The organism is Streptomyces sp. NBC_00386, from assembly GCF_036063235.1.
Taxonomy (GTDB): Bacteria; Actinomycetota; Actinomycetes; order Streptomycetales; family Streptomycetaceae; genus Streptomyces.
The window spans coordinates 6,178,611-6,197,808 of record NZ_CP107950.1; the positions used below are offsets into that span (position 1 = coordinate 6,178,611).

15 protein-coding genes are annotated in these 19,198 nt (G+C 71.5%); 5 read left to right on the plus strand and 10 right to left on the minus strand.

Annotation, left to right across the window (positions count from 1 at the left end; all coding sequences use genetic code 11):
- Positions 1-90 precede the first annotated feature (90 nt).
- Entirely contained in the window at positions 91-1,296 is a 1,206-nt protein-coding gene (locus OG780_RS27160; protein ID WP_328452427.1) for a serine hydrolase domain-containing protein, read from the plus strand.
- 161 nt (positions 1,297-1,457) lie between these two features.
- Here the strand turns inward: OG780_RS27160 and OG780_RS27165 are convergent, their stop codons facing one another.
- From OG780_RS27165 to pepN, 3 genes are all read right to left on the minus strand, one after another.
- The gene (locus tag OG780_RS27165) at positions 1,458-2,024 is read right to left on the minus strand and encodes a cysteine hydrolase family protein (RefSeq protein WP_328452429.1); all 567 of its coding nucleotides are present in this window, start codon (positions 2,022-2,024) and stop codon (positions 1,458-1,460) included.
- Between the two features lie 170 nt (positions 2,025-2,194).
- Positions 2,195-3,250, minus strand: coding sequence for a hypothetical protein (locus OG780_RS27170; RefSeq protein WP_328452431.1), 1,056 nt, complete (start codon positions 3,248-3,250; stop codon positions 2,195-2,197).
- A 327-nt stretch (positions 3,251-3,577) separates the two neighbouring features.
- On the minus strand, positions 3,578-6,160 hold the full coding sequence (pepN, locus tag OG780_RS27175) for an aminopeptidase N (RefSeq protein WP_328452433.1): 2,583 nt from the start codon (positions 6,158-6,160) through the stop codon (positions 3,578-3,580).
- Positions 6,161-6,352: 192 nt separating this feature from the next.
- On the opposite strand from pepN, the gene OG780_RS27180 reads away from it, so the two are divergent.
- Entirely contained in the window at positions 6,353-7,021 is a 669-nt protein-coding gene (locus tag OG780_RS27180) for a mycothiol-dependent nitroreductase Rv2466c family protein (RefSeq protein WP_328452435.1), read from the plus strand.
- 155 nt (positions 7,022-7,176) lie between these two features.
- A complete protein-coding gene (locus OG780_RS27185; RefSeq protein ID WP_328452436.1) occupies positions 7,177-7,803 on the plus strand; it encodes a histidine phosphatase family protein in 627 nt (208 codons plus the stop codon).
- 68 nt (positions 7,804-7,871) lie between these two features.
- Here the strand turns inward: OG780_RS27185 and OG780_RS27190 are convergent, their stop codons facing one another.
- The 6 genes from OG780_RS27190 to OG780_RS27215 all read right to left on the minus strand — a co-directional run bounded on the left by OG780_RS27190 (position 7,872) and on the right by OG780_RS27215 (position 14,927).
- Complete coding sequence (locus OG780_RS27190; protein ID WP_328452437.1) at positions 7,872-8,765, minus strand: TauD/TfdA dioxygenase family protein; 894 nt, start codon at positions 8,763-8,765, stop codon at positions 7,872-7,874.
- Positions 8,766-8,812: 47 nt separating this feature from the next.
- Positions 8,813-10,207 (minus strand): LLM class flavin-dependent oxidoreductase, encoded by a 1,395-nt coding sequence (locus OG780_RS27195; protein ID WP_328452439.1) that lies wholly within the window; start codon positions 10,205-10,207, stop codon positions 8,813-8,815.
- Entirely contained in the window at positions 10,204-11,004 is an 801-nt protein-coding gene (locus OG780_RS27200) for an ABC transporter ATP-binding protein (RefSeq protein ID WP_328452441.1), read from the minus strand. The genes OG780_RS27195 and OG780_RS27200 overlap by 4 nt, the downstream gene beginning before the upstream one ends.
- The gene (locus OG780_RS27205) at positions 10,980-12,053 is read right to left on the minus strand and encodes an ABC transporter permease (protein WP_328452443.1); all 1,074 of its coding nucleotides are present in this window, start codon (positions 12,051-12,053) and stop codon (positions 10,980-10,982) included. The genes OG780_RS27200 and OG780_RS27205 overlap by 25 nt, the downstream gene beginning before the upstream one ends.
- A gap of 5 nt (positions 12,054-12,058) precedes the next feature.
- On the minus strand, positions 12,059-13,159 hold the full coding sequence (locus OG780_RS27210; RefSeq protein ID WP_328452445.1) for an ABC transporter substrate-binding protein: 1,101 nt from the start codon (positions 13,157-13,159) through the stop codon (positions 12,059-12,061).
- A 544-nt stretch (positions 13,160-13,703) separates the two neighbouring features.
- Positions 13,704-14,927: an ROK family transcriptional regulator gene (locus tag OG780_RS27215; protein ID WP_328452447.1), complete on the minus strand. Its 1,224-nt coding sequence runs from the start codon at positions 14,925-14,927 to the stop codon at positions 13,704-13,706.
- A gap of 564 nt (positions 14,928-15,491) precedes the next feature.
- Here OG780_RS27215 and OG780_RS27220 point away from each other — a divergent pair.
- Entirely contained in the window at positions 15,492-16,076 is a 585-nt protein-coding gene (locus OG780_RS27220) for a biotin transporter BioY (protein ID WP_326787781.1), read from the plus strand.
- A gap of 182 nt (positions 16,077-16,258) precedes the next feature.
- Here OG780_RS27220 and OG780_RS27225 read toward each other — a convergent pair whose 3' ends face one another.
- Positions 16,259-16,978 carry a hypothetical protein gene (locus OG780_RS27225; RefSeq protein WP_328452451.1) on the minus strand — a complete coding sequence of 240 codons (720 nt, stop codon included), beginning with the start codon at positions 16,976-16,978 and terminating at the stop codon, positions 16,259-16,261.
- A gap of 186 nt (positions 16,979-17,164) precedes the next feature.
- Between OG780_RS27225 and OG780_RS27230 the strand changes: the two genes are divergently transcribed.
- Positions 17,165-19,177, plus strand: coding sequence for a serine/threonine-protein kinase (locus OG780_RS27230; protein ID WP_328452453.1), 2,013 nt, complete (start codon positions 17,165-17,167; stop codon positions 19,175-19,177).
- Positions 19,178-19,198: the final 21 nt, after the last annotated feature.

The following is a 19,198-nucleotide window of genomic DNA, read 5'->3' on the forward strand; positions in this document are numbered from 1 at the left end:
AAAGGGATCAACCCGCGCTGTCCGGGCAACCCGCCGACGTGCCCTCGGGTCCCTCCCCCCGACCGAGTCCCACAGCGAGACGGGGAAGACATGAGGGTTCGTACGGCACTGGTGGGGGCGATCGCCGCGGGGATCGCGGTGACGCAGGCGGGCATCGCGGCGGCGGCGCCCGCGAAGGACGGCCACGCGCCGACAGGGCAGGCCCTGGAAGCGGCCGTGCACGACGGTGTGCCGGGGGTGACGGCGACGGCCGTGGACCGGCACGGCACCTGGTCGGCCACCGCGGGCGTCGGAGATCTGAGGACCGGCGCGCCGCGGTCCACGGCCGACCGCTACCGCGTGGGCAGCATCACCAAGACGTTCATCTCCACGGTCCTGCTCCAGCTCGAGGCCGAGGGACGGCTGTCCCTGGACGACACCGTGGACACCTGGCTGCCCGGCGTGGTGCGCGGCAACGGCAACGACGGCACCGGGATCACCGTCCGCCAACTCCTCAACCACACCAGCGGGACCTTCAACTACACGGCCGACGACGGCTTCGGCGCCACGTATCTCACCAAGGACGGTTTCCTCCGGCACCGCTACGACACACTGACCCCCGGACAGCTCGTCGCCGTCGCCCTGTCCCACAAGCCGGACTTCGCGCCGGGCACGTCCTGGAACTACTCCAACACCAACTACGTCCTGGCCGGCATGGTGATCGAGAAGGTCACCGGCCGTTCCTACGCCTCGCAGATCCGCGACCGGATCATCAAGCCCCTCGGCCTGCACGCCACTTCGCTGCCGGGCACCCGGGTCACGCTCCCTTCGCCCAGCAGCAGGGCGTACTCCAAACTGGCCGAGACCACGACGGGACCGACTTACGACGTCACCGCGCTGAACCCCTCCTGGGCGTCCTCCGCGGGGGAGATGATCTCCGACGGCTCCGACCTGAACCGCTTCTACACCGCACTCCTGCGCGGCAGGCTCCTGCCGCGCGAGCAGCTCAGGGAGATGCGGACGACGGTCGCCGTCGACGGAGTCCCGGGCATGCGCTACGGCCTCGGCCTCCTGGAGGGGAAGCTGAGCTGCGGCGTCCGTGTCTGGGGCCATGACGGCGGCATCCACGGCTCGTCCAGCGTGGCCCTCACCACCGCGGACGGCCGCCATTCCCTCGCCTTCAACTTCAACGGCGACTGGGCGGGCGACGCCGAAGCCGTCGTCGAGGCGGAGTTCTGCGGGAAGCGGCCGCCCGCGACCAGCCCGTCCCCGGACCGGTCCGGGAGCCCGTCCCAGGGCCTGTCCGACAGGCTCTAGTGCCGTGTCAGTCAAGGTTTGCCCTTTGAGGAGCGGCGTTCGGTGCGTGCTCTCGGCGTGCCGGCCGGAAGTCCTCGTACTGGACGTACTTGGGCTTTCGGCCGGTGCGGCGAGAGGGCGTGCCGGGCGTCGCGACGGGGCGAACCTTGGCTGACGCGGCACTAGCCGACGGCTCGGGCGGCGAAGCTCACCTTCGCCGTCTCGACGGTGTCCCCGCGCCGGCCGGGCGCGCGCTGCTCCTTCCAGTACAGGTTGGTGTGGGCGACGACCTCGGCCGGGGTGGGGGCGCCGTACGCGGTGAGGTCCTCCGTGGTGTGGGCGTCGCCGACCAGCGTGACGTCGTATCCACGGGTGAAGGCGCTGTGGAGTGTGGAGCGGACGCACATGTCGGTCTGGGCGCCGGTGATCACGACATGGCCGACCGCACGCTCGGCGAGCAGGTCCTCCAGGTCGGTGGCCTCGAAGGAGTCGCCGTAGTTCTTGTGGACGACGGGCTCCGTGTCCTCGCGGACCAGCTCCGGCACGTACTGCCAGGACTCGCTGCCGTACTTCATCTGGTCGTCGGAGTGCTGCACCCAGATCACCGGCACCGCCTCGGCGCGGGCCCTGGCGACGAGCGTGCCGATGTTCGCGATCACGGTCGCGAGACCGAGGGTGCCGTTCACGGCTCCGTGCTGCATGTCGATCACCAGCAGTGCTGTCTTCGGGCGGTCGGGCAGGGTCGTCATCACGCTCTCCTGTCGTTGGTCCGGCTCGTCAGGGCAGGTGCGTCCGGCCAGGGAACTCCTGCCCGCCCCACAGTAGATCGGGGCACTGACAACGCCACGGGAACGCGGGAGCAGGTCCGCGCGAACAGCACGTGGGCCTCGTTCCTCACCTCTGGGCGCGGCCCTGTCCGTCACGACCGGGGCAGCACCACGACATGCGCGGCCGGATCGCGGTCGTCCGCGGCCATGAGCGCGGTCCGTACGACCGTGGCCTGCTGTTCCATCGCGTCCCTGAGCTTCCGCGGGGTGACGTGGACGACGGTGATGCCCAGCCGCTCCAGGTACTCGCGCCTGCGGGCCTGCTCGGATCCCTGGGCGTCCGCGTCCTGGAGCGGTGTCCGGGTGACCAGCTCGACCGCCACCGCCTGCTCGGGCCAGTACGCGTCGAGGCCACCGAGGTGGGGGCCTCCGGGCAGCCGCAGGTCGACGTTCCAGACCGGGTCGGGCAGTCCGTGCTCGAAGACCATCCGGTACAGACGGTTCTCCGCGATCGCCCTGCCCTCCGCCACCAGCGAGTCAACGGCGTCCACCACGTGCGGGCGGTCCAGCAGCCGGGCCGCCGTCAGCTCCTCCACGACCGAACGCGGTTCGCAGTAGCCGCGGCGCACCGCCTCCGCCAGCAGCTCGCGCACCGCCTCCGCGTCGGTCAGCTCCGCGACCGCGTCGGCCAGCGCGCGGGGGACGGCGGCGACCGGGACCCCGGCCACGAACGTGGGCGCCGGCAGCACGGTCGTGCGCACGATGCTGACGCAGCCGGTCGAGCGCACCCGGCGCAGCCGGGGGACGAGCACGTCGATCGTGACGAGGGAGGGCAGCGGCGGGACGCAGGAGAAGCCGTGCAGGGCCAGCGCCGCCAGACCGGTGATCAGCGCGTCCGCGGAGGGCCGGTGGCCGCGCGGTTCCTCGGAGCCCGGCTGGACGGGGACGCGGGGTGCCGTGCGGGCGGAGGGGGGACGCGCGGTGTAGAGCAGCGCCGCGTGCAGCCGCTCCTCGGGCGTGGGAGGGCCGGGACGCAGAAGGAAGACGCCGGGAAGGATCCGCTGCCAGGGGCCGCCGGGCCGGCACCGCTCGTTGGCGTCCGCGGCCGTCACATGGCGGTCGCGTAACTGTGCGGTGGTCAGGACCCGGTGCCGTACGGGGGACGAGTGGCGCAGGGTGCGGGGGGAGTTGGGGGTGCGGTGGCTCATGGTCCGGGGTCTTCCGCCGGGGAGCCGTCTTCTAACCGCTGTTACCCGCTCGTCGACGAATCGGGACAAATGCGCCTTCCGGTGCGAATGTTCGACTGCCGAAAGGTGCTGGTCCGGAGGCGGATCGGCACGGGTCACGGGTCTGAATACATGCATTTCGTAACCAGTGTGCGCATCGGATCAGCCCACCGCGAAGGCACCGGACGTGCCCACCGCGAAGGCACCGGACGTGCCCACGGCGGAGGGCCCCGGACGTGCCACCGCGGAGGGCGCCGGACGCCGTGGCGCCGGTGCCCTCCGCGGTGTGGTCCCGCGTGGTACGGGTGATCAGCCCGCGGCGGCGATGTCGCAGGCCTGCCCCCGCAGTGCCCGCGCCAGATCGTCCCGCGACTCCAGCACCAGCCGGCGCAGCGCCGGCGGCGCGTCCGCGCGCGCCGCGAGCCAGGCGTCCGTCGCCGCGAGGGTCTCCGGGGAGTCCTGGAGCGCGGGGAACAGGCCCCTGACCACGTCCATGCCGATCTGGATGGAGCGCTCCGCCCAGACGCGGTCGATGGCGGCGAAGTACTTGGCGGCGTACGGCGCCAGCAGGTCCCGCCGGGACGGCCGGGCGAAGCCGGAGATGGTCGCCTCGACGAGGGCGTTGGACAGCGCGTCGGACTCCACGACGGCCGCCCAGGCCTGGGCCTTGACCGCCGCGGAGGGCCGGGCGGCCAGACAGCGGACCTGGTGCCGCTTGCCGGACGCCGTGTCGTCACGGGCGAGTTCGGCGGCGAGGACGGACTCGTCGGCCACGCCCCGCGAGGCCAGCGGCTCCAGGAACGCCCAGCGCAGCTCCTGGTCGACCTCGAGGCCGTCGATCTTCGCCGTCCCCTCCAGCAGGCCCTGGAGCAGTTGGAGATCGGTCTCGCTCGATGCGACGTCGGCGAAGAAACGGGCCCAGGCGAGCTGGTGCTGGCCGCCCGGCTCGGCCAGCCGCAGCTCCTTCAGTGCGCCCTCGGCGAGCAGCGTCTCGCCCTGCTCGCGCCAGTCGGGCGCCGCGTAGTTGACGAGCGCGGAGTTCGCCCAGGCGTGCAGCATCTGCAGGACGCCGATGTCGGACTCGCGGCCCGCGAACCGCAGCACCAGGGCGATGAAGTCCCGGGCGGGCACGATCGCGTCGCGGGTGAGGTTCCACAGCGCCGACCAGCACAGCGCCCGGGCGAGCGGGTCCGTGATGTCGCCGAGCGCGTCCCGCAGCGTGGCCAGCGAGCCCTCGTCGAAGCGGATCTTGCAGTACGTGAGGTCGTCGTCGTTGACGAGGACGAGCGCCGGGGCCTCCGCTCCCGCCAGCTCGGTGACGACCGTGCGCGGCCCGTCGACGTCCACCTCGGCGCGGGCGTACCGCACGAGCGGGCCGTCGCCGTCCTCGCGGCGGTACAGGCCCACGGCCACGCGGTGCGGGCGCAGTTCGGGGTGGGACTCGGGCGCCTCCTGGAGCACCGCCAGCTCGGCGACGCGTCCCTCCGCGTCCAGGATCACCTGCGGGGTGAGGGAGTTGACGCCCGCGGTCTGGAGCCAGGACCGGGACCAGGCGGCCATGTCCCGTCCGCTCGTCTCCTCCAGGGCCGACAGCAGATCGCCGAGGCGGGTGTTGCCGTACGCGTTCCGCTTGAAGTAGCGGCGGGCGCCCTCCAGGAAGGCGTCCTGTCCGGCGTACGCCACCAGCTGCTTCAGGACGGAGGCGCCCTTGGCGTAGGTGATGCCGTCGAAGTTCAGCTTGGCGTCCTGGAGGTCACGGATGTCGGCCGTGATCGGGTGGGTGGACGGAAGCTGGTCCGCGCGGTAGGCCCAGGCCTTGCGGCGGTTGGCGAACGTGATCCAGGCGTCGGTGAAACGGGTCGCGCCGACGTTCGCGAACGTGCCCATGAAGTCGGCGAAGGACTCCTTCAGCCACAGGTCGTCCCACCAGACCATGGTGACGAGGTCGCCGAACCACATGTGCGCCATCTCGTGCAGGATGACGTTCGCCCGCGCCTCGTACGACGTCTGCGTCACCTTGCCGCGGAAGATGTACTCCTCGCGGAAGGTGACGAGACCCGGGTTCTCCATCGCGCCGAGGTTGTACTCGGGCACGAACGCCTGGTCGTACTTCCCGAACGGGTACGGGTAGTCGAAGTGGTCGTGGAAGAAGTCCAGCCCCTGCTTGGTCACCAGGAACACGTCGTCGGCGTCGAAGTGGGGGGCCAGGCCCTTGCGGCACATCGCGCCGAGGGGGATCTCCAGCGTCGTACCGTCGTCGAAGGTGCGGGAGTAGGAGTCCGTCACATAGTGGTACGGGCCCGCCACGACCGCCGTGATGTACGTGGAGATCGGCTTGGTCTCGGCGAACTTCCAGACGCCATCCGTGAGTTCGCCGACGCCGTTGCTCCAGACCGTCCAGCCCTCGGGGGCCCGCACCTCGAAACGGAACGGCGCCTTGAGGTCGGGCTGCTCGAAGTCGGCGAAGACGCGCCGCGCGTCGGCGGGCTCGTACTGCGTGTACAGATACACCTCGCCGTCCTCGGGGTCGACGAAGCGGTGCATGCCCTCGCCGGTGCGGGAGTAGGCGCACTGCGCGTCCACGACGAGCTCGTTCTCGGCGGCGAGGTCCTCCAGCCGGATCCGGGAGCCGTCGAACACCTGACCGGGGTCGAGGTCCCTGCCATTGAGCGAGACGGCCGTCACACTCGGCGCGATCAGGTCCGCGAAGCTCGCCGCGCCCGGCTCGGCGCAGCGGAAGCGGAGCGTGGTGACCGAGCGGAAGGTGCGGGGCTCGCCGGACGCCGGCTCCCCGACGGCCGAGCGCAGGTCGAGGAAGACGTCGTAGCTGTCGACGGACAGCAGTGCCGCCCGCTCCTGGGCCTCGTCGCGGGACAGATTCTCTCCGGGCACGACTGCACTCCCTCATGGCGTCATAGACATGTGCGAACAGGGCCGATCCTGCCATGTGCTCCTTACGGCGGGCGCTGCGACGACACAGACACAGGGGAAACCCTCGGACCCGTCGGAATCGCACGGACACACGGGAATGGTGTGGGCGAGTGCCGGTGTTGCCACGGGAAACACCGCGTTCCGAGGAGAGCCATGCCCGAGCAGACCGCTCAGACCAGTTCCGGCAAGACCCCCGTCGACTTCTGGTTCGACCCGCTGTGCCCCTGGGCCTGGATGACCTCGCGCTGGGTGCTGGAAGTGGAGAAGGTCCGCGACATCGAGGTCCGCTGGCACATCATGAGCCTGGCCGTACTGAACGAGCCCAAGCTGGACGAGCTTCCCGACCACTACCGAGAGATGCTCGCGACCACGGCGTGGCAGTCCGTCCGGGTGGTCACCGCCGCCTGGCAGAAGCACGGCGACGACGTCCTCGGCCCGCTGTACACCGCGCTCGGCACCCGCTTCCACAACGACGGCACGGGCCCGACCAAGGAGGCCATAGCCGGCGCCCTCGAAGAGGTCGGGCTTCCCGCCGACCTGATCGACTACGCCGACCAGGCGGACTTCGAGTTCGACGCCGAGCTGCGCGCCTCCCACAAGGAGGGCATCGACAAGGTCGGCCAGGACGTCGGCACCCCGGTCATCGCCGTCCCCGGCTCCGACGGCGAGCAGCTCGCCTTCTTCGGCCCGGTCGTCACCCCCGCCCCCAAGGGCGAGGACGCCGCCAAGCTCTGGGACGGCACGCTCATGGTCGCCTCGGTGCCGGGCTTCTACGAGATCAAGCGCACCCGTACGGCGGGACCGGACTTCAGCAACCTGTAGGCACCGCGGACACCGTGCCCGGGCCCGGTCGGACCCGGGTTCGGCCCGGTCCCGCGCGGACCGGGCCCGGTGACGGGACGCGTCGTGTCCCGCCGGGGGCCGGGACTTTCGTGGCGCACCCCCGGGGCCCGGCCCGACCTGGATACTGCGGCCTCATGAGTACAACGAGCCGCAGTACGACCCTCCTCCTGGCCCGGCACGGGCAGACCGTCTGGCACGCGGAGAACCGCTACGCCGGAGTGAGCGACGTCGACCTCACCGAGGAGGGCCGAGCCCAGGCGGAGGCCCTCGGCCGCTGGGCCGCCGCACACCCCGTCGACGCGATCTGGACCTCGACCATGTCCCGCGCCGTCGCCACCGCCGAGCCCGCGTGCCACGCCCTCGGGCTGGCCGCCCGGCGTGAACCCGGCCTGCGCGAATGCGACTTCGGGGTGGTGGAGGGCCGCACGCTCGCCGAGTTCGAGGCGGAGAACCCGGTCCGGGCCAAGGCGTTCCGCGCCGACCCGGTGTCCTACCCGTTCCCCGAGGCGGAGGATCCGCGCGCGGCGGCGGCCCGGGGAACCCGCGCTCTGCGCCACATCGCCGAGACCCACCCCGGCGAACGCGTGCTGGTCGTCGCCCACAACACCCTGCTGCGCCTGGTGCTGTGCACCGCCCTGTCCATCCCGCTGGGCGAGTACCGCCGCGTCCTGCCGGGCCTGCGCAACGGGGCGGTCACCGAACTCCGGATGGAGGACGGGTCGGCCGCCCTGCTCTCGTTCAACGTGCCGTGCGGGATCTGACGGGACGGCCCCCGCGCGGGGGATCCGCGCGGGGGCCGTCGTCGCCCGTCACATGAGCCGGGGCGGCGTCACGCGACCACCGACGTGTAGTGCGAGGCATCGCCCGTGATCGAGTGGCTCTCCGTGCCCTCGATGCCGACCGGCACGTCACCGGCGACCGTCACCCGGTGCAGACGGCGCGGCAGGCCGTCGTAGTTGTCGATCGCGTAGTGCTGGGTGATCCGGTTGTCGAACAGGACGAGCTGGTTCGGGGACCAGCGCCAGCGCAGGACGTTCTCGGGCCGGGTGACGTACGCCTGGAGCAGGTCGAGGATCTTGCGGGACTCGCCGACCGAAAGCCCGGCGATCCGCTGCGCGAACCCGCCGATGAACAGCCCGCGTTCACCGGTCAGCGGGTGCACCCGGACGACCGGGTGCACGGTGCGGAACTTGATGGACGTGAACTGGGCGCGCTGCGCGGCCTGTTCCTCGTCGATGCTCTCGTCCGGCACCGCGTAGTCGTAGTCGTTGGTGTGCTCGGCCCACAGGGTGTCGGCGAACGCGCGGAGCGGTTCGGGCAGATCGCGGTAGGCGGCCGCGGAGTTGGCGATGAGCGTCTCGCCTCCGTACGGCGGGACGGTGATGCTGCGCAGGGTGCTGGCCTGCGGAGGGTTGAGGACGAAGGTCACGTCGGTGTGCCAGTGGTTGGCGCGGCCCCGCTCGCTGTCGACGGGCAGCACGTTCGGGGCGCCGTCCACGGCGGGCACGGTGGGGTGCGCGGTGGTGAGGTCGCCGAAGTGGCGGGCGAAGGCCTGCTGGCCCTCGTCGTCCAGGTCGACGTCGTCGAAGACCAGCGCCTTGTGCTCGTTGAGGGCGGTGCGCAGGGCGGCGGCGGTGATGTCGTCCAGGGGCTTGGAGATGTCGACGCCCAGGACACGGGCACCGATGTGCGCGGTGACCTTCTGGATCTCGATGTCGGACATGGGTACGGGTCCTCTCGGTTCGGCGGTTCGGGCAGGTGTGAGCGGGGTCAGGCGAGGGCGGACGCGACCGCCGGGGCGGGTGCGGGCGCCGGTGCGGGGGGTGTGGGCGCCGTCGTGGTCGCGTACCGGTTGGCGGGGCGCGGGAGGCCGTAGCGCTCCCGCAGGGTCTGCCGGGGCCCGTACTCCCGGCGGAGCAGACCCCGGTCGCGCAGGATCGGCACCACGTGGTCCACGAAGAGGTCGAGCCCCGACGGCAGCACGGCCGGCATGATGTTGAATCCGTCGGCGGCGCCGCCGCGGAACCACTCCTCGATCGCGTCGGCGACCTGCTCGGGTGTGCCGGCGAAGGTCAGGTGGCCCCGCCCGCCGCCGAGCCGGCCGATCAGCTCGCGGACGGTGAGCCGCTCGCGCCGGGCGAGCTCCACGACGAGGGTGTAGCGGCTCTTCGCCCCCTCGATCGAGCTCTCCGGCGGCAGGTCGGCGGGCAGGTGTGCGTCGAGGCGGAGCGTCCCCGGCTCCAGATGGAGCAGGTGTTCGAGCCGGTTCACCCCGTGCTCGTACACGATGTGGTCCTCCAGGACCCGCTCGTGGGCGCGCGCCTCCGCCTCGGTCGAGCCGATGACCGGGACGATGCCGGGCAGAACCTTGATGTGGTCCGGGTTCCGGCCGGCCCGCTCGGTACGGGACTTGAGGTCCGCGTAGAAGTCCTGGGCGTCCGCGAGGGTCTGCTGGGCGGTGAACACCGCTTCCGCGTACCGGGCCGCGAACCGTTTGCCGTCCTCCGAGGAGCCCGCCTGCACGAGAAGCGGGTGACCCTGCGGTGTGCGGGGCACGTTGAGGGCGCCCTCCACACTGAAGTACGTCCCCTTGTGACGCGCGGGATGGATCTTGCCGGGGTCGCCCCAGACTCCCGCCGCCTTGTCGGCGAGGACGAGGTCGTCCTCCCAGCTGTCCCAGAGCTTGAGCGCCACGTCCAGGAACTCGGCGGCGCGCTCGTAGCGGGTGGCGTGCGCGGGCTCGTCGTCGAGACCGAAGTTGCGGGCGGCCTCCGCGCCCGCCGTGGTCACGATGTTCCAGCCCGCGCGGCCGCCGCTGATGTGATCGAGGGAGGCGAGTCTGCGGGCCAGGTTGTAGGGGGAGTTGTAGGACGTGGAGGCGGTGGCGATCAGGCCGATGTGCTCGGTCGCGGTGGCCAGCGCGGTGAGCAGGGTGATGGGTTCGAGCGAGCCGGAGGGGCGCTGACCCACGCTGTTGAAGAGGACCGGGCCGTCGGCGAGGAAGAGGGAGTCGAAGGTGCCGCGTTCGGCGATCCGCGCGAGACGCACGTAGTGGGCCGTCTCGACGTGCGCGTACGGGTCGCTCTCCGGGAGCCGCCAGGAGGCCTCGTGATGGCCGGTGTTCATCAGGAAGGCGTTGAGATGGAGCCGGCGCGGGCTGGTCACAGGTGCTTCTCCTTCGGGTGCGCGGACACGTCCTGCCCGGCCGCGCCGTTCGCCGGCGCTCCTGTCAGGTCCTCGGTGACCCCGAGGGCGTTCAGCAGCCGCTCGCGGTATTCGCCGAGCAGCGGATCGCGGTACGAGCGGGGGTGCGGGCGGTCGATGGTCAGGTCGACGCCGATGCGGCCGTGGTCGAGCACGAGCACCCGGTCGGCCAGCACGATCGCCTCGTCCACGTCGTGCGTGACGAGCAGCACGGACGGCCGGTGGCGCTCCCACAGTTCGCGGAGCAGCACATGCATACGGATCCGGGTGAGCGCGTCCAGCGCCCCGAACGGCTCGTCGGCCAGCAGCAGTTCGGGTTCCCGGACGAGCGAGCGGGCCAGGGCGGCACGCTGGGCCTCGCCGCCGGACAGCTCGTTGGGCCAGGCCCGTTCGCGGCCCGCGAGCCCCACCTCGGCGAGGGCGGAGCGGCCCTTGTCCGCGGCCTCCCGGCCGTCCGCGCCCAGCAGGACGTTGTCGAGGACGCGGCGCCACGGCAGCAGCCGGGAGTCCTGGAAGACGACGGACACCCGCTCCGGGGCGGTGAGCTCCCCGCTCCCGGCCACGCCGTGGTCGAGACCGGCGATGGCGCGCAGCAGCGTGCTCTTGCCGGAGCCGCTGTGGCCCAGCAGGGCGGTGAACTGGCCCGCCGGGAGATCGAGGTCGACCTGGTCGAGCACCGTGCGGCCCTCGAACGACCTGGTGAGCCCGCGCAGTCGGACCGTGTGGGAGCGGGTCAGCTGCTGAGTGTGCGTCGCCACGACAGCACCTTTCGTTCGATGAGACGAACCGCGCTGTCGGAGACGAGCCCGAAGATGCCGTAGATCAGCAGGCCGACGAGGATGATGTCGGTCCGGCCGTAGTTCTGGGCCTGGAACATCATGTAGCCGAGGCCGCTGGTGGCGTTGATCTGCTCCAGGACGACCAGGGAGAGCCAGGAGCCGGTCACCCCGAGCCGCAGCCCGACGAAGAAGCCGGGCAGCGCGCCGGGGATCACGATCTCCCGGACGAAGCGGAGCCTCGACAGCCCCTGGACCTCCGCGAGTTCCACGAACCGGTGATCGATGCCCGACAGGGCGGAGTGCAGGTTCAGGTAGATCGGGATGTAGACGACGATGGCGATGATCGCGATCTTGAAGGTCTCGCCGATGCCCAGCCAGAGGATGAACAGCGGGATCAGACCGAGGGTCGGGATCGCCCGGTTGAGCTGTACGGTCCCGTCGATCAGCGCCTCGCCGACCCGGCTGAGCCCGGACGCGAGGGCGAGCAGGACGCCGGCGGTCAGGCCGAACGCGAACCCGTATCCCGCGCGCTCCAGGGACGTCAGCACGTCGGTGGGCAGTGTGCCGTCGGTCCACAGATGACCGGTGGTCTTCAGCACCGTCCAGGGCGCGGGGATCGCGCCGGGATCCAGTTGTCCCGCGGCGGACGCCACGGCCCACAGGGCGAGGAACAGGGCCGGACCGATGAGCCGCGAGGCCGGCAGCCGCTTGCCGGGCGCGAGCCCGCGGCGCCGGGCACGGGGAGCCCGGCGGAACCGGCGACCGCCGGTTCCGGACCCGTCGACGGCGTTCGCTTCGAGTACGTCCGTCTCGGCCGGTTCCGTCCTGTCCGGTACGGCCGGAGCGGTGGCCGGCGGCGATCCGGTGCCGGTTCCGGCGTCGGTCGCGGTGTCGTCCGTGACCGCGGTCGACGGTGAGGGGAGGGCGGCCCCGGCCGGCGGTGAGGGATGCGGGGCCCCGGTCGCGGTCCGGTCCGTGGCGGTGGTCGCGGTCCGGTCCGTGGTCGTGGTCGTGATTCTGGTCGTCATGGCCGTCACCTCCGGTATTCCGCGGTCACGGCCTTGGCCGCGATGTCCTCGAAGCGCCGGTCGAAGAGCGAGTCGACCTTGAACCCCTTCACGAAGCCGCCCTCGGCCAGCAGATCGGCGGTCTCCTGCTCCCACTTGACGGCCTCGTCCCAACTCGGCGGGAACAAAGGCTTGTTGGCGAGCTCGGTGATCGACTGGGCCTGCGCGAGCGTCAGGTTCTGCGTCTTGACGTAGAACTCCTCGTTCCAGGCGTCGGGGTGCTCGTACGCCCACACCTGGCCCTTGGCCCAGCGCGGGATGTACGCGGCGACCGCGGCCGCCTTCGCGTGGTCGGCCAGCACCGACGACGGCGCCCAGAGCAGGTTGAGCAGGTCCACCACGTCGGTGGCGATGGTGTGGGCGCCCTTGGACCCGTACTGCTTGAGATAGGCCGGTACCTGGCTGTTGGCGAGCGGGGCGATGTCCACCTGGCCCGCCTGGAGCGCGGTGAGGAACTGGTTGCTGGTCAGCGGTACGAGGTTCACGTCGTCGTAGGCGAGGCCGGCCTGCTTCAGGGCGCGCAGCAGCACGACACCCTGCGCCTGGCCCTGGGAGAAGGCGAGCTTCTTCCCCTTGAACCCGCGCACGTCCCGGATGTCGCTGCCGGGCTTGGTGGCGAACAGGTAGTTGGGCTTGCGGGTGATGTTGATCGCGACGATCTTCGCGTCGAAACCCTGGAAGTGCGCCTGGATCGGCGGGATGCCCGCGTTGTTGCCGACATCCAGGGACTTGGAGCGGAAGGCGTTGATGACATCGGGTCCGGCGCCGATGTTCACCCAGTCGGAGACGGCGAACGGCAGTCCGCCCAGCCCCGCGAGCTTCAACTGGAGTTCCTGGACGCCTTGGTAGGAGGCGATCGAGAGCTTGGTGCCCCGCGGCACCTTGGCGGACAGGGGCGCCGACAGGTCCCCCTGGGACCGGCTGCCGGCCGCACTGGCACCGGCGCATCCGCTCAGTCCGGCCGCGGCCGCGACACCGATGAGGGAGGACAGGAACACGCGCCGGTCGACACCGGACGCGGACAGGGGCGAGGAGGAGCGCGTTGACCGTGCGGACAGTGGTGGCATGGAAGGACTCCGGGGATTCCAAGTGACGGGAGAGCGCGCGAAGTTCCGGGCAGGGCGAAGCCGGAAGGGACGCAAGCGCGCCGAAAGGACACACGCCGGTGGCGTGGCGGAGGAGACGGGCGACCGGGACGACGACGGCCGGACGGCCCGCGCGACGGAGGGCGTCGGCCGGCCGGCCCTCGGCGGGGCGGTGTGACGCGTGAACGCGTGACGACGGCCGGGAGGCCCTCGGGTCGAAGGCCGCGGAACACACCCGGGCGCTTCGGCGGACCAGTCGGAGAAGAGGCCGGCCGGAGAAGGGACCGGCCGGTCGACGGATCAGCGCGTCAGCGGATCGGCGTCTCGAAGGATCGGTGACACGGTGCCGGTGACGAAGTGTCAGTGGCGACCGGTCAGCGACAAGGGGTCAGCAACAACGTGTGCGTGCGACCCGCATCAGGTCGACCACACGGCACTTGGTGAGCGGAACCTGCACCCGCGCGCTGCTCATGCCCATGATGCTCCTGTCCGGGAACGAGCCCTGTCAACATTCCGACTTTCTGAATTAATTAGCGCCTGGTGGGCAGTCCGAAGGGCCCGGCCGCGAGCCCGGGGAACCCAGCGGATCGCGGTACAGGACGTCGAGAACGACCGACCCGCCCGCCACGGCGAGCACCGAATCGGGGAAGCTGGTGGGGACGACCGCGGACGCCCGCTCCGGTCCCACCGCCTCGCGCAGCGCGCCGAGGCAGTCCTCCCGGTGCATGACCCCTATCTCGGTGACGACGACCGTCTCCGGGTTGAGCACGTCGAGCAGCAGCCCCGCCGCCCGCCCGACCATCCGGGACCGCTCCGTCAGCAGCCCCACGGCCAGCGGGTCGCCGGAGGCGGCCGCAGCGACCACATGCATCGGATTCGAGCCGTCCGTGACACCGAGCTCCCGGGCCCGCCGGCACAGCGTCCGTTCGCTCAGCTCGGCCTGGAGGCACCCCGTCCGGCCGCAGTCGCACCGCTCCGACCCGCCCGTCAGGGGCAGATGGGCGATCGAGCCGGCCTGCGAGCGAGGTCCGTAGTGCACCTGGTCGTGGGTGGCGAAGGCGGCGTCCACCACGTTGCCGACGAAGAGATGCAGCACGCTCCGGCTGCCCCTGGCCCGCCCGAACAGCCGCTCCCCGTTGACCAACGCCCGCGCGTGGCCGTCCACATGGACCGGCAGTCCCGTGCGCGCGCCGACGGCCTCCCGGACGGCCACGTCACGCCAGCCCAGCAGCGGGTGCTCCACGATCGTCCCCGAGTCCGGGTCCACCCAGCCGCCGGCCGCCACACCGATGCCGAGGGCGGTACGGCCGGGGACACCGGCGAGGAGAGCGGTGATCGCGTCGGCGGCGTTCGCGAGAACGAGGCCCGGCTCGGTGCGGTCGTGCCGCAGACGCCTCTCGGCGAGAACCCGTCCGCGCAGGTCGAGCAGCGCGACGGTCGTGTACGGCACGGCCACGTGCACCCCGCCGACCACGAAACGGGAGTGGTCCAGGTCGACCGGGAGGTGCGGCCGCCCGACCCCGCCCGACCGCCGGGGCGCCGCGGCCTCCCGGATCAGGCCCCGCTCGGTGAACCGGGCGCAGTAGTCGGTCACCGACGCCGGGGAGAGCCCGGTCAGCCGGGAGATGGTGCTGCGCGCGACCGGCCCGTGCTCCAGCACCGACCGCAGGATCACGCTGGCGCTCGCCCGGCGCCGGTCGAGGACGGGGGAGGGAGTGGATGTGGAAGGGGGTGCCACCGTACTGGCCATGGAGTTCTTCCTCGGGAGCTGGTCCGGCCGAGCGCCGTCACGTACGCCACGCCGCAACGGGTGCGGCATGCGCCTGGTGTGGTCCGCTGTGGTCTCGTCCCGGCGGGCCGGATCCGCTCCGTCCCGCCTCAGGAGGGGCGGCGACAGGTGGCAGTGCCCTGGCGTCGCAGGTCGACATAGCGACGCGACGCGAAGTTCAGGGCCTGGGGAACCATGGGGTGAAGGGTAGGGGTTGGCCGGGGGACCTGCCAGGAACGCCCAAGGACCGGACACTCCGTACGCCCGACGACGCGACGCTCGATGTGGCCTTTGGTGAGTCTCCACAGTCCCGGCCCCGAACCGTCCCGTTGCGCAGACGACTTCACCTCAGTGACCAGCATCACCTTCGGGCAGGTGTACCAGGCACTCTTTGTAAGGAGCCCACCAAGCCCCGGATCCGCGCTTTGTCGATCGCTGACGGTGATCACCCGTGGACCCCTGGGATAGCGTCGCCGTGTTCCCACCTGTCCTTCCCCCGGGCCCTCCCATGGGCCGAGGGGGTAACCCCTGTTCGCCGGAGTCCTCATGAGCACCGCTGTCGCCACGCCCTCCCGACCCGGCGAGGTCCTCGCCGACCTTCTTCCGGCCTCCCGCGTCCGTGACGCCGCCCTCGTGCTCGGCGGTGCCGCACTCACCGGGCTCGCCGCCCAGATCTCGCTGCCCGTCCCCGGTTCCCCGGTGCCGGTGACCGGCCAGACCTTCGCCGCGCTGCTCGTCGGCACGGCGCTCGGCGCGCGCCGCGGCTTCCTCTCGCTCGCGGTGTACGCGCTCGTGGGCATGGCCGGCGTCCCGTGGTTCGCGCAGGGAAGCTCCGGCGCCTCGGCACCGTCCTTCGGCTACATCCTCGGCATGCTGCTCGCGTCGACCGTCGTGGGTGCCCTGGCGCGCCGCGGCGCCGACCGCTCCGTGCTGCGCATGGCGGGCACGATGCTGCTCGGCGAGGCGATCATCTACGCGATCGGTGTTCCCTACCTGGCCCTGGCCACCGGCATGTCGGCGAGCGCGGCCGTCGCGGCGGGCCTCACCCCGTTCCTGATCGGCGACGCCCTCAAGGCCGCCCTGGCGATGGGCATCCTGCCCGCCGCGTGGAAGCTCGTCGACAAGAAGTGACGTCCACGCCGGTGAGGCGACGCCCTCACCGGCCATGACGTCACCGCCCGTCGGCTGACGTCACCGCCCGCCCGACGCTCGCGTCCGAGACGCGGCGGCCGCGCGTACGAGGCCCGCCGGGCCGGTTTCCGACCGGACCCGGCGGGCCTTCGCGCGTTCCCGGCGCGTGCCGCGCCCGGCGGTCAGGCTTCCCGTCGCGGCCTGCGGCCGGCCCACCACAGCCCCGCCGCTCCGGCCGACATCAGCGCCGCGCCCGTCATGCCGAGCGGCACGGCCTCGGCTCCGGGACCGGTCCTCGGCAGCCGGTCGCCGCCCGGTGCCACCGGCTTGTTGTCGGTGCCCAGCAACAGCGGGGTCGCGGGGGCGTTCGGGGACGGATTCGTCGTACCGAACGGGACCGGGCCCTGTTGCCAGTACGTCTTCTTCCCGTCGCTCGTCTGGACCGGGAGACAGATACTGCCGGCCCTGCTCAGATCGAACGTCGCCTCGACGTCGTACGATTTCGATTCACCCACCGCGAGATTCCCCGTGGAACAGATGAAACCGCTGTTCGACCCCTTGGGGAGATTCTTTTCGGTCATGGCGGTGCAGCCTTTGACGTTCTTGACCTTCAGGCCGTCGAATCCGACCACCAGTAGCCTGATATCGCCGCTCTCCTTGGTTCCCTCGTTCTTCACCGTGGCGGTGACAGCCGTCTTTTGAGTACTGTTGTCGACCGAGATCTTCTCCGGCAGCAGCGTGGTCACCTTCACGCCCGCAGGAGCTTCGTCCACCGCCTTTCCGCCCTTGCCGCTCCCCGGTCCCCGGTCGTCCGCCGCGGCGGAGTAGGAAAGAATCATCACGGTCGAGAAGCATGCCGTGAGCAGGGATCCCGTAATGGTGGCCGTCCGACGAGAACTCATGTTCGCCCCCCTTGGCTGCGCCTGAATTCGCAGTACTTGAAGAGGTACCACAAGATTTCTCCGCACTATGCTGGTACGGCCCGAAGTGTGACCATTGTGGTTCCGTTGTGACGGGCGATGGTGATTGCTGTTGAGGGGGTGCAGGGATTGTCGGCGAATGTCCAGGGTGGTGTTCCGGGATTATTGGTGACCGGACGTTATCGGCTGGTCGAGAGTATTGGGCAGGGGGGAATGGGGCGGGTGTGGCGAGCCGCCGACGAAATGCTCGACCGGCAGGTCGCGGTCAAGGAAATGCGCATAGACGGACTTGATCCGGAGGACACCCGAACCCGCCGGGAACGCACCCTGCGCGAAGCGAGGGCGACGGCCCGGATCGACCATCCGGGCGTCGTCCGCGTCTACGACGTCGTGGACGCGGGGGAGCGGCTGTGGATCGTGATGGAGCTCGTCGCCGGCCGCTCACTCGAACGGATGGTGGTCGAGGACGGGCCGCTGGACACGCGCGAGGCGGCCCGCGTCGGCCTCGAACTGGTCGGGGCGCTGCGACAGGTGCACGCCCAGGGTGTGCTGCACCGCGACATCAAGCCGGGCAACGTACTGATCGAGGGCACCGGACGGAACCGAGTCGTCCTCACCGACTTCGGCATCGCCGCGCTTCAGGACGCCGAGGCGCTCACCATGGCCGGCATGCTGGTCGGTTCCCCCGACTACATGGCGCCCGAGCGGATCTCCGGCCGCCCGCAGGGCCCGCCCTCCGACGTGTGGTCCCTCGGCGCCACGCTCTGTGCGGCCCTCGGCGGCCGCTCCCCGTTCTCCCGTTCCACGACCCTCGCGACGCTGCACGCCGTTCTCTACGAGGAGCCCGAACTCCCCTCCGGGGCAGCGGGGTTGCGGGAGATCCTGGCCGCCCTTCTGGAGAAGGACCCGACCGCACGGCCCGGCCTGGAGGAACTGGAGGCGGCACTCGCGGAGTTCGTCGGCCCGCGGGGCACGAGCACCCCGGGCCCCGCCGGACCACCGACAGTCGTGTCGCCCGAGCACGAGGTGGCCGCCACGTCCGGGCACGGGACCGCGCACGAACGGCGCGACGAGACGAGCGACCTGCGCCGCCGGGAACCCACGACCATTGCGGACCCCGCTCCCGTATCCACCCCGGACCCGCGACCTGGATCGGACCTGCAACCCCTCCCGGACCCGCGACCCGGATCGGACCCGCGACCCGGACCAGCCCAAGGACCAGGATCCGACCCCGGACGAGGATCCCGCCCCGGAAGCGAAGGCGCTGCCCGGGACCCCGGTCCACCGGCGGCCGCCAACGCCTCCACCGAAGTCGCCTCCGGACCGCGCGCGGAGCCCGGCTCGGGCGTTCCCTCCCGACGGCCCACGACACCCGTGCCCGTGGTGCGGGCGCCGGACGAACTCCCGGATCCCGCCGTACCGTCCGGTTCCGCGGGCACCCGGAGCCGGAGTCATGACCAGGGACAGGGACAGGGCGAGAGCCAGGGCCAGAGCCAGAGCCGGAGCCGCGATCAGGACCAGGACCAGGACCGGGACCGGGATCGGGGCCGGAGCGGGTTCCGTGTCCGGCGTCGCATCGGGTTCGCCGCCGCCGGGGTCGTCGCGGCGGGAGCCGTCGCCTGGGCCGTCGTGGCCATGACCGGCGGATCGCCCGGTGGCGCGGGTGCCGCGACGGGCTCGTCCGCGTCGACCGCCTCCGGCGCCGTAGGCCCGTCGTCCCCGGCCCCCACCGTCGAGGGCACCTCACGCCCGCCCGGCCTTCCCCCGGGAGCGCACCGCGAAGCCGGCGGTTACGCCTGGGCGACGCCCAAGGGCTGGCGGCGCGATCCGCAGACCGGTTCCGAGGTGCACTACACCTCGCCCGACGGCACCCAGGAGCTGGCGGCCAAGTCGTCCCTCGCCAAGGGGAATCTCCTGGACACCTGGACGACCTCCGAGCGGAACGCCCGCCAGGGGCGGGACTACCGGAAGATCCGGCTGGCGCAGACGACGTTCCGCGGCCGGACCGCGGTCGTCTGGGAGTACACCTTCACGCTCGAGGGCGTGAGCTGGCACGCGCGGCTGCTCGGCTTCGACGCCGACGGGAAGTCGTACCAGATCAACACCTGGTACCACCAGGACATCGAGGACCGGGCCCTCACGGTCTACGACCGGGTCAAGACCAGCTTCACCGTGCTGTGAGCGCCTCCGCGGCGACGGCCC